The organism is Treponema bryantii, from assembly GCF_900111035.1.
Lineage (GTDB): Bacteria > Spirochaetota > Spirochaetia > Treponematales > Treponemataceae > Treponema_D > Treponema_D bryantii_C.
This window is the reverse complement of record NZ_FOFU01000001.1, coordinates 611,848-623,142: the sequence shown is the minus strand read 5'-3', so window position 1 is coordinate 623,142 and position 11,295 is coordinate 611,848. Positions and strand designations below refer to the sequence as shown.

The 11,295-nt window shown below is 39.2% G+C and carries 9 protein-coding genes; 8 read left to right on the top strand and 1 reads right to left on the bottom strand.

All coding sequences use genetic code 11. The features are described 5' to 3' along the window. Positions 1–66: 66 nt before the first annotated feature. Positions 67–618, top strand: coding sequence for a helix-turn-helix domain-containing protein (locus BMY21_RS03080; protein ID WP_074640905.1), 552 nt, complete (start codon positions 67–69; stop codon positions 616–618). A gap of 91 nt (positions 619–709) precedes the next feature. Beyond that, positions 710–2,404 (top strand): AMP-binding protein, encoded by a 1,695-nt coding sequence (locus BMY21_RS03075; RefSeq protein WP_074640777.1) that lies wholly within the window; start codon positions 710–712, stop codon positions 2,402–2,404. 101 nt (positions 2,405–2,505) lie between these two features. Here the strand turns inward: BMY21_RS03075 and BMY21_RS03070 are convergent, their stop codons facing one another. Then, complete coding sequence (locus tag BMY21_RS03070) at positions 2,506–4,116, bottom strand: carboxylesterase/lipase family protein (RefSeq protein ID WP_074640775.1); 1,611 nt, start codon at positions 4,114–4,116, stop codon at positions 2,506–2,508. Between the two features lie 140 nt (positions 4,117–4,256). Between BMY21_RS03070 and BMY21_RS03065 the strand changes: the two genes are divergently transcribed. From BMY21_RS03065 to BMY21_RS03040, 6 genes are all read left to right on the top strand, one after another. Then, positions 4,257–5,528, top strand: coding sequence for an extracellular solute-binding protein (locus BMY21_RS03065; RefSeq protein WP_074640773.1), 1,272 nt, complete (start codon positions 4,257–4,259; stop codon positions 5,526–5,528). A gap of 3 nt (positions 5,529–5,531) precedes the next feature. Then, complete coding sequence (locus BMY21_RS03060; protein WP_074640771.1) at positions 5,532–6,503, top strand: ABC transporter ATP-binding protein; 972 nt, start codon at positions 5,532–5,534, stop codon at positions 6,501–6,503. Beyond that, positions 6,503–7,411, top strand: a complete 909-nt coding sequence (locus BMY21_RS03055; RefSeq protein WP_074640769.1) for a carbohydrate ABC transporter permease — start codon at positions 6,503–6,505, stop codon at positions 7,409–7,411. The genes BMY21_RS03060 and BMY21_RS03055 overlap by 1 nt, the downstream gene beginning before the upstream one ends. Then, positions 7,408–8,259: a carbohydrate ABC transporter permease gene (locus BMY21_RS03050; protein WP_074640767.1), complete on the top strand. Its 852-nt coding sequence runs from the start codon at positions 7,408–7,410 to the stop codon at positions 8,257–8,259. Before BMY21_RS03055 ends, BMY21_RS03050 begins: the two co-directional genes overlap by 4 nt. Before the next feature lie 155 nt (positions 8,260–8,414). Continuing rightward, on the top strand, positions 8,415–10,166 hold the full coding sequence (locus BMY21_RS03045; RefSeq protein WP_256210229.1) for an ABC transporter substrate-binding protein: 1,752 nt from the start codon (positions 8,415–8,417) through the stop codon (positions 10,164–10,166). Next, entirely contained in the window at positions 10,166–11,287 is a 1,122-nt protein-coding gene (locus tag BMY21_RS03040; protein WP_074640763.1) for an ABC transporter permease, read from the top strand. Before BMY21_RS03045 ends, BMY21_RS03040 begins: the two co-directional genes overlap by 1 nt. Positions 11,288–11,295 lie beyond the last annotated feature (8 nt).

The window sequence follows — 11,295 nt, the reverse complement described above, 5'->3', positions numbered from 1 at the left end:
ATTTTTCAATCATATCCTGTAATATTCAAAATATAACGAGGCATATTTATGTCTCAAGGGGTAAATATGAATGAGGAGATAAAGGCTGTAGCAGACCGTTTGATCGGTCTGCGTGAAATTATGGATGTATCAGTTGAAGAAGCTGCAGGTGTTTGCGGTATTTCAATTGACCAGTACAAGAAGTACGAAACAGGCACTGTTGATATTCCAGTTGGTATTCTTCAGTCTATGTCTAAGAAGTACGGTATTGACCTTGGCACTCTTATCTCCGGTAAGGAACCTCATATGCATTCTTACTGCCTGACTAAGAAAGACAAGGGACTTTCTGTAGATCGCCGCAGTGACTATAAATATCAGGCACTTGCTGCTGGTTTCCAGAACAGAAAAGCTGATCCATTTATTGTAACAATTACACCTGAAGAAACCCGTGAGATTCATTTCAATTCACATCCGGGACATGAGTTTGAATATATGATTGAAGGCTCAATGAAGCTCGTGATAGATGGAAAAGAAATGACTCTGGAAGAGGGAGACAGTGTGTACTTTGATGCAACTAAACAGCACGGTATGCAGGCACTAAATGATAAAAAGGCTAAGTTTCTGGCTATCATAATTTAGAATATTTACGTCATTGCAAGCCGAAGGCGAAGCAATCCATTAAAAAGATTGCTTCGTCGCTTCGCTTCTCGCAATGACGAAGGGATTATACATGTTAGAAGATTTTCTTGAGAAGACAGAGTTTAAAGATTACAACGACTTTTTTGCAAACTACAAAATAAAGGTACCAGAGAACTTCAACTTCGGTTATGACGTTGTTGATGTTCTTGCACAGCGCACACCGGATGCAACAGCATTTATCTGGTGCAACGATAACGACGAAGAGCTCCGCATGACTTTCGGCGAGCTCAAGGAACGCACAGACAAAGCAGCTGCTTATTTCCGCAGTATTGGAATAAAACGCGGTGACTTTGTTATGCTGATCCTTCAGCGCCGCTACGAGTTCTGGATTTCTATTGTAGCACTTCACAAAATTGGTGCATCAGTAATTCCTGCAACTCACATGCTCACTAAAGAAGATATCGTTTTCCGCTGTAATGCCGCTTACATTAAAGCAGTTGTTGCTGTAGACCACCGTGAGCTTTTCACATACATAGAAGATGCTCAGAAGGAATGTCCATCTCTCAAGACTTTAGTTGCAGTTCCTCCATTCGGACTTGATAAAGGAATGAGCGATGAATTTAAAGCAAAGCATCCAACCTGGCTCGACTTTACAGAAGGCTATCTCAACGTAAGTGAAGCAGCATTGGCAGATTTCCATGCACTCAAGCGCGAAGATATCAGTAAGAACGACGACATTCTTCTTGCATATTTTACATCCGGAACAACAAGCCATCCTAAACTGGTTTCTCATAACTTTCTTTATCCGCTCGGACACATAGTAACTGCAAGCTACTGGCAGCAGGTACAGAAGGGCGGTCTCCACCTTACAGTTGCTGATACAGGCTGGGGTAAGGCAGTATGGGGTAAACTCTATGGTCAGTGGATAGCAGAATGTTCTGTATTCATTTATGACTATCATGATAAGTTCAAGCCAATCGATCTTATCAAGCAGATTGAAAAGCATCACATTACTTCTTTCTGTGCGCCACCTACAATCTACCGCTTCCTTATTCAGGAAGATTTGAGTCAGTATGATTTCTCAAGCTGTCTGCACTGGTCAACAGCAGGTGAACCTCTTTCAGAAGAAGTATTCAACAAATGGAAGGAAATCACTGGTAAGGAAATCCGTGAAGGATTTGGTCAGACTGAAACAACACTGTCGCTATTTAATTACGGCAATGAACGCATTAAGCCTGGCAGCCTTGGTAAACCTGCACCGTACTACAACGTAACTTTAATTGATGAAGAGGGGAATAAAGTAGAGGACGGTGAAGTTGGAGAAATCGTAGTTGATATGTCTAACGGAAACTTCCCAGGCTTGTTCATGGAATACTTTGGTGATGAAGCAAAGACTAAGTCTGTAATGCACGACGGCTATTATCATACATCTGATAATGCATGGCGTGATGAGGACGGCTACTTCTGGTTCACAGGCCGTAACGACGACGTTATCAAATGTTCTGGTTACCGCATCGGTACATTCGAAGTTGAATCAGTTCTTATGCAGCACCCAGCTGTTGTTGAATGTGCAGTTACTGCAGCTCCAGATCCTGTACGCGGTCAGGTTGTTAAAGCAACAATCATTCTTGCAAAGGGGTATGAGCCAAGCGACGAGCTTGTAAAGGATATTCAGAACTTTGTTAAAAAGACAACAGCTCCTTACAAATATCCACGAATCGTAGACTTTGTAAAAGAGCTGCCTAAGACAATCTCTGGTAAAATCAAACGTAAAGATATCAAATAAGGCTTACTATTATTGCCGACATATTCCTCACAGAATAAAAGAGGACACAGAGTTACATTTCTTACAATGTTTCTCTGTGTCCTCTTAAACTTTGTGAGGAATTATTTTTTTATATACTTATAAACATAAGCAAACGGATCTTCTACCATAGTGCAGGTATCACCTAATTCCATCAGAAGCCCATTGCTTTCTGCCTTTGTTTCCCATACAGGAAGTGGATTACCATTTGTATCAAGACCATTAGGATTTCCAGTCTTTACAAAGTTCAACCAGTATGAACTCATTATTTCTTCAAGCTCATAATCGTATGCTTCGTAATTTTTTGTGTGAGGAATATTTTTATAGGCATAAATTATTTCTCCAGAATGATAGGTTCCAAACTCTTTGTTTTCACGAGAGAAATAATATTCATAAACAGGCTTTCCCTGTGCTTTTACAGTATTAGACCAGCATTCATGAGGATAAGTAAAACAAACAGCAGAGAAAACTTCATTATATATTTCTCTTGCCTGTTTTTTAGTTTTAATTTCTCCATATTGAGAAAGGAAATCATCTGTATTGTCTTTTAAGCTTGGTTCAAGAAGCGAAGCAAGATTATCTTTATTAACTTTTGTAAAATAGGTAAAACCAAAGGCCTCCTGTTTATTAAATCCGTTCAAAAGAGCTTCTTCATGATTTTCACCTTTTTGATAGATTTCAAAAGGAGTCTGTGGAAGAGCATAGCCATCAACACACATTGAATTATTTGCATACTTAGTTTTAATCAATTTCTCAGCTGGAACAGCACGTAATTCTTCAATGTTTTTACAGTTGAATTCTGCTTTTATGTCGTCTCCCATTTTTAATGCTGCTTCCATTTTTCGGAAAGTGTGGGGTGGAGTCTTCTGAATTACAGAAGAGCTTTCTCCAATAGCACGACGGAAATAACCTTTTGTAAGAGGACTAGCACATAAAGCATTTACAGATGATGAACCGGCAGATTCTCCGGCAATTGTAACATTATCTGCATTACCGCCAAAAGCTGCTATATTATTATGAACCCATTCCAATGCTTTTATCTGATCTAAAAGTCCATAGTTACCTGTTGTTCCGTGTTCAGATTCTGCTGCCAGTTCTTTATCAGCTAAGTATCCGAAAACACCAGTTCTATATGCTATGCTGACAAAAATAATTCCATTTCGTGCAAGATTCTCACCATCATATTTTTCATACCAGCTCTGACCGGACATTAAAGAACCGCCATGAATATAAACAAGAACAGGCCAGCCACCTTCAGGAGCTTTTTCAGAAGGCTTCCATACATTCAGATAAAGGCAATCCTCACTTTGAGGACCATTAAATGTTCTATCTTTTTGAGAATGAGTATAAAGCTGAAATAAAAAGTTATATAAAGCAGATTTCTTTTTCTGCATTGCCATAGGAGCAAAGTGATCTGCTTCTAAAATACCACCCCATGGAATAATATCCTGAGGTTCTTTCCAGCGCAGTTCTCCAACAGGAGGGGCTGCAAATGGAACACCAGCATAAATTTCTATATTTCCATCCTGAGTATAAATTCCTCTTAATTCTCCGCCAGTTACATTTACAACATCAGTTCTTAACTGAACTTTTTGCCCAGTTGGATTTGTCTGCTTGATTGTTGAAGCACATGAAAAGAGTAAAATTATAAGAAAAAAAGATGATACAACAGATTTGATTAAACTTTTGCTCATATTTATAGTATATCATTTCTATTTAATTGAATAAAGCGTTGAATAATGCTATCATCAAAAAAAATCCCGCAGTGATGAACTCCACATCACTTTCCTTGCCTCACGACGGCAACGCGATTAAAAACATTCAGGAGTATCTCATGAAAAAAATCATCACAATCTTAGTTTCAATGGTACTTGTTTCCAGCATGATTTTCGCTGCTGGTAAAAAGTCAAAAGACAAGAAAGTTACTGTTGAAATCTGGCACACTTACAATGGTAAGCAGGCAGCTGCCCTTAATGATGCAGCAGACAGATTCAATGCTACACAGTCAAAATATGTAGTAGAAGTAAAGAATCAGGATTATGCAGGCTTTACAGACACTGTTTACAATGCTGTAGCAAACGGAATCGGACCTAGCATTATTTTCAACTATGGTACAACTGCAGTAGATTATGCTAACGAAGGTCTTGCAATTGATATCCGCAAATATATCAAGAAAGATAACAAGAAAGGCGACAAGACAATGCAGAACATCATTGATTCTCTTCCAGAGGCAATGAAGACTGACGTACTCGGTTTTGAAGACGGTGGTATCTACTATCTTCCTGGCTGTACAACAGGTCCTGTTCTTTTCTATAACAAAACAATTTTTGAAGAGCTTGGCTTGAATCCTCCAACAAACTGGGATGAACTTGTTGAAGTTTCTAAGACAATCAAAGAAAAGAAAGGTATTCCAGGTTTCCACTCAGATGGTCTTGTAGACAATATCCAGGAATTGATTATGCACAATGGTCTTGGCTATATTGACGTTGCTAACAAACACGTAACTTTCTGTGGTCCTAAACTTGAAGAAATCTATCAGTGGTATGCTGATAACTGTAAGAAGGGATATTTCTCTTTCAACACAATCGGACGTTATTCTTCAGAAGACCTTGCTAACGGTGATATCGCTTCTTTCTCTGGTTCTTGTGTAAACGATCAGTACATTCAGATGGTAGAAGGAAAGGGTGAACTTGGAATGGCTAAGTGGATTTCTGGTAATTTCTACACAGCTTGGAACCGTGGTCCTATCTTCCTTCACAGAAATGATGCAGTTGATGAAGGTGCTTACGAATTCGTTAAGTTCTTCCTTAACCGTGAAAACGCTGCTAAGTGGGCAATTGCAAACTCAGCACTTTGTCCTTATGGAACTTCAGCTGATGTTCCAGAATACGTTGCATATTTGAAAAATCTTCCAGCAACTTCAGCTCTTCCATACGTTCAGGCTAACATGGCTGTTTCCGGTTCATTCCCTAACGTAACAGGTTCTGCTGCAGTTCGTAAGATTCTTGAAGAGTACCTCAACTACGTTGTTGATGGAAAGATGACTGCAAAAGAAGCCGTAGCTGCAATTGAAAAGCAGTGTAACGACGCTTTAAACGGCCGATAAAAAATGCAAGTTCGAATAGATAACGTAACAAAGAAATTTGGTCACACAACTGCTGTAAGTAATTTTTCCGCAGAGCTTGAAGACGGGCATCTGATTTGTCTGCTCGGTCCTTCGGGCTGCGGTAAATCTACTTTGCTAAATATGCTCTGTGGAATTATTCCTGTAACAGAAGGTAAAATCTTTTTTGATGATAAAGATGTTACAGCGCTTCCTCCAGACCAGAGAAACATCGGCATGGTTTTCCAGAACTATGCGCTTTATCCTCATATGACTGTAAGCGAAAACATTTCGTTCCCGCTTGAAGTCCTTAAGGTAAATAAAGAAGAACGTAAGGCAAGGGTAGATGCAATTGCAAAGCTTGTTCATGTTGATACTCTTTTGCGACGTTATCCTTCAGAACTCAGTGGTGGTCAGCAGCAGCGCGTTGCTATTGCACGTGCAATGGTAAAAAATCCGGCGCTGCTTCTGATGGACGAACCGCTTTCAAATCTTGACGCAAGACTCCGCCTTGAAATGCGCGAAGAAATCCGCCGCATTCAGAAGGAAACTGGAGTTACAACAGTTTTTGTAACTCACGATCAGGAAGAAGCCATGTCTATTTCAGACAGCATTCTTTTAATGAAAGACGGCCTTTTAATTCAAAGCGGGCTGTGTCAGGAACTTTATAAAAATCCAAACTGTTTGTTTGTTGCAGAGTTCTTAGGAAATCCTCCGGCAAATAAACTTGTTGAAGATCAGAAAATTACAGCAATCCGTCCGGAAAGCTTCTACCTTGACGACAATGGTACAGAAGCTGAAATCCTTGCCATCAGTGAAATGGGAAAGGATCAGATTGTAACTCTTTCATACCGTGGCAATACAGTTCGTGCCATTTTGAATCTTGAAGATGAAAGCATTACAACAGGTTCAAAAATAAAAATAAGCCTTAAAGAAAAAGGAGTCTTTTATTTTGACAATCAGGGAAGGAGACTGTAGTGAAATATTCACCAGAACGCCATAAGCGTTTCAGTAAAATTGAACCCTGGCTTTATCTTTCTCCGTTTCTGATTTTCATAATCATCTTTACTCTTTATCCGGTAATCAACGTTTTTACTATTTCCTTTAAAGAAAACTACAGCTATCTGAAAGGAACTTTTAAAGCTTTTAATTTTGAAAATTATAAATATGTTCTAACTGATGACAAATTTATTTCAGGCTTAAAGAACACTGCGCTTTATGTTTTATTTGTCGTTCCAATCAGTACTGCTATATCACTTTTTTTTGCAAATCTCTTAAATAAAAAAGTAAAGGGAAGTGCAGTTTTTCAAACAGCCTTCTTTCTGCCTATGGTAACTTCTGTAACTGCGGTCGGCCTTATCTGGCGACTGATGTATAACCAGCAGTACGGAATTATCAACTGGGTGCTTTCAAAATTCGGAATTGAAAAAATCGGGTGGGTAACTGAATCAAAGTGGTCGCTGCTTGCCCTTATCATATTTGGAGTCTGGAATATTCTCCCGTTCACAATTATCATTCTGCTTTCGGGAATGCAGAACATCAATGAAATGTATTATACAGTTGCGCGTGTAGACGGTGCAAAGCCTATGCGGATTTTCTTTAAAATTACAGTTCCACTTTTGTCTCCGACAATCTTCCTTGTGTGCATTGTTAATACAATCACCTGCTTTAAGGTTTTTAGTGAGCTGTATCCGCTGTTCTATGGAAAACCGGGACCTTATTACAATCTCTACACAGTTGTTTATTATATCAGATATGCAATGATGGAAAAGAGAAAGTATGGTTATGCCGCCGCCGCAGCCGTAATTCTTTTCCTCTGTATTTTCGTAGTAACAATGCTTGAGCTCCATCTCAAAAAACGAATGGGAAGGAAGGGACTGAAATGAAAAAAAAGCTGTCATTGTCGGGCTTGACCCGAATATCTTTCGCAAAAATCCCTGTTTACTTCTTTTTAATCCTCGGCTCCATCATAATGGTGTTCCCGTTCATCTGGATGATACTCACATCGTTCAAAACACATGCAGAAGCAATCATGTTTCCGCCGAAATTCTTTCCGGCAAATTTTTCTTTTGTAAATTATCGCGAAGCCTTCTCAATGGCTCCGTTTGGAAAATATTTTATAAACTCAGTAATTGTAATGGTGCTTTCAGTTCTCACAACAACCACCACAACAATTCTCGCATCATTTGCTTTTTCAAAACTGAAATTCCCGGGCCGCAGCCTTATCTTTTCAATTCTGCTAAGCCTTATGATGATTCCTTTTGAAATGTTAATCATCACAAATTATACTACAATCGTAAAAATCAAATTGTACAATACAATACCTGCTCTGGTAATGCCTTTTATCGCAAGCATCTTTTATACATACATTCTCAAAAACTTTTTTGATACTATTTCAGACAATCTTTATTATTCTGCAAGAATAGACGGTGCTTCAAACTGGCTTTACCTATGGCGTATCATGGTTCCGATTGCAAAACCATCTCTTTTTACTATTATATTGCTTAACGCATTGTCTTCATGGAACAGCTTTATGTGGCCGCTCTATGTAACTTCAGACGCAAAAAGCCGAACATTGCCATATGGTCTTCAGGTTTTCACTACAGAAGCTGCCAGCTATTCTGAATATCTTATGGCTGCCTCAACAATCGTTGTTCTCCCAATGATTATACTTTTCATTCTTACAAGAAAGTATATTGTAAACGGCGTAAGCAGCGGTGGTCTTAAAGGTTAGGCTAATAAATTTTTCTTATATTTAAATTTCAACTTTAAAAATCTACCTGTGTATTGTAAACTATATATGGGTGGATTTTTATGAATAAAAAAACTATATGTATATCAATGGGCATATTATGCTTTTTGATGGCATCCTGCTCTAAAATTCCAGAAATGACACTGGAAGAAATAGAATTACATTCCCAGAATCTAAATGCTGAACTAATACAAAAAACACTTAGCAAACCCTGGACTGGACAGGAATTTAAAGCCGGAAATGTCGGTGGCATCTGGTATGACACAATCTTATCTGATCCAAAAACTTTTAATCAGGTAATTGCTGAACGCGACGGTACAAGTGCTTCTATTGTAAGTATGACACTGGAATATCTTAGCGATTACGACATGACAACCCGCGAATGGAAGCCTAGAGCTGCTTATTATCAAATAATAACCGACGAAGAAGCAAATACCCTTACAGTTCGTTTTACAATCCGAGATGATTTTTATTGGACCTGGTATGGCTCAGATAAAAAGATCCCTGTAACTTCAGATGATTTTGTTTTCTGGTATAACGAAATCGATGGAGATCCAGATATGGGGTCTAATGGCTACGGCTCACAATGGATTTTGATGGAAGATGGTACAGAAGCCCATATCGACTGTAAAAAAATCGATGACAAGACTTTTGAATTTATCTATCCTAGAATAGTTGCAGATCCTATGCTCTCAACTAATATGAAACTTTGTCCTTCATTTATATTTAAGCCTGCAAAAGAGAAAAATGGGGCTGAGGGAATAAAGGCTTTGTTCAGTATTGATAAGGATCCAAAAGAAATACCTTCCTGCGGAATGTGGTATATCACAGAATACATTCCAGCCCAGAGACTTGTATTTACCCGAAATCCAAATTACTGGGATAAAGATTCTAATGGGAATTCAATCCCATATCCTGAACAGAGAATTTATCAGATTGTAGGGGATACAAATACAGATTATCTTCTTTTCAAACAAGGACAAACAGAAGTTTACAGTCCGACACCAGAACAGGTAGAAGACCTTGTTGCAAATCAGAAAGAGGACTATACGGTTTTCAATGCAGATGGTTCTATGGGGTCTTCAATGTGGAGCTTTAATCAGAATCCTCAGAACAAAGACAAGCCATATTATAACTGGTTTACCAAAAAGGAATTCCGACAGGCAATGAGCTGTCTTTTCAATCGCGATAGGGTTGCCCTGCAGACTTACCGTGGTCTTGCAGAAGCCAAGTATGATTTTTTCCCGGAAGTAAATCCATACTTTAATCCTGATATCACATTAAAATATAAGTACAATCCAAAGCAGGCAGAAGAACTACTTCAATCAATCGGCTTTGTGAAAAAAGATGGCCACTATTATGACGACAAAGGAAATAAGATTGAGTTTGACCTTTTAATTTCAAGCGGTGGAACTACCGCAAATGATATGGCTCAGATTATTACAGATGAATGCAGTAAGGTTGGAATAACTATCAATGTCCGCCAGGTAGATTTTCAGAAGCAGGTTGAAATGCTTACTTCAACTTATGACTGGCAGTCTATTTTTATCGGCCTTGGCAAAAATCTCTTTCCTTCGCAGGGAGCTAATGTATGGCCGAGTTATGGAAACTTACACTTATGGTATCCCCTGCAGGAAACACCGGCAACAGATTGGGAAGCCCGTGTTGATTACCTTTATAACGAAGGCAGTTTTACAATTGACCATGACAAGGCAAAAGCAATCTGGGATGAGTATCAGGAAATCCTTCTTGAACAATGTCCTGTAATCTATCTTATGCGCTCAAAATCTTTCTTTGCAATCCGTAATAAATGGGATCTGACAAATGTCTATTATGATAATAGAAACAGTGCTCTTATAGACAACGTTTATCTGAAGGAAGGAAGATAATGAATAAAATAAAACTCTTTTATTTAAAATTAAAAGCGACAGTTACTGCACCGCAAAAAGCTTTTAAGGCAAAAGCACCTCTTGCTTCCTTTATAACCGGAAGAATTATTACAATGATTTTTCTTCTTTTTCTATTAGGCTTTGCGCTCTTTGGTTTAATGGAACTTGCTCCTGGAGATATTGTTGACCAGATGATGACGCAGCAGCTTCTTACGAGCACAGAAAGTCAGGGTGGAAAAAATGCAGTGAACTCACTTGGTGGCTCACAAGATAAAAACTTTACCACCGAACAAATGGACGCTTTGCGTGCCGAGCTCGGACTCGATAAACCTTTTTACGTTCAGTACTTCAAGTGGCTCAAACGAGTTATTGTGAACCACGACCTGGGAACAAGCCTCATATCTAAGGCTCCGGTCAGCTTTTTAATACGGAGCCGCTTGTGGAACTCGGTATTACTGAATCTTATTTCCCTTGTTTTTATAACAACGTTCTCGTTCCTGCTCGGAGTCTTTTTCTCCAGCAAGGCCGGAACACGGCTGGATGTAGGCGCAACCTTCTTTGCGCTTTTCTTCCATGCCTTCCCGGGAATCCTGCTTTTGATTTTACTTCAGCTTTTTGCTTCTATTACAAATCTTTTCCCGGTGACCGCATATCCTGATTTTCCTTTTAAAGATGCGCCAATGAAATTTACATTCAGTTACGCTCATCATGTTTTCCTACCTCTGCTTGCGTCTTTCCTCGGCGGACTTGGAGGCACAATGCGAATGATCCGCGCAACAATGCTGGATCAGATGGGAATGCCTTATATCTTTGCTCTGCGTTCCCGCGGCATCAGCGAAAAAAGAGTTTACCTTAATCACGCCTTCCGTAATACCCTGAACCCGTACATCACAGGAAGTGCAAACCTTCTTGCAGGACTTTTCTCAGGCTCGCTCGTTCTTGAAATTATCTTTGCTTATCCTGGAATCGGCCGCCTTATGTACGACGCAGTTCTTCAGGAAGACATAAATCTTGTTCTTGCAAACAGCATGTTTATTTCGGCGCTCGTTCTTGTTGGTATGGTAATCAGTGATATTCTGCTTGCCATTGTAGATCCTAGAATCAGATATGGAAACGAGTAGGGGGCGGA

Coding starts and splice junctions, on each gene's coding strand:
- BMY21_RS03070 (WP_074640775.1), bottom strand. CDS start 4,116: ATGAGCAAAAGTTTAATCAAATCTGTTGTATCATCTTTTTTTCTTATA.
- BMY21_RS03045 (WP_256210229.1), top strand. CDS start 8,415: ATGACACTGGAAGAAATAGAATTACATTCCCAGAATCTAAATGCTGAA.
- BMY21_RS03050 (WP_074640767.1), top strand. CDS start 7,408: ATGAAAAAAAAGCTGTCATTGTCGGGCTTGACCCGAATATCTTTCGCA.
- BMY21_RS03080 (WP_074640905.1), top strand. CDS start 67: ATGAATGAGGAGATAAAGGCTGTAGCAGACCGTTTGATCGGTCTGCGT.
- BMY21_RS03040 (WP_074640763.1), top strand. CDS start 10,166: ATGAATAAAATAAAACTCTTTTATTTAAAATTAAAAGCGACAGTTACT.
- BMY21_RS03065 (WP_074640773.1), top strand. CDS start 4,257: ATGAAAAAAATCATCACAATCTTAGTTTCAATGGTACTTGTTTCCAGC.
- BMY21_RS03075 (WP_074640777.1), top strand. CDS start 710: ATGTTAGAAGATTTTCTTGAGAAGACAGAGTTTAAAGATTACAACGAC.
- BMY21_RS03060 (WP_074640771.1), top strand. CDS start 5,532: ATGCAAGTTCGAATAGATAACGTAACAAAGAAATTTGGTCACACAACT.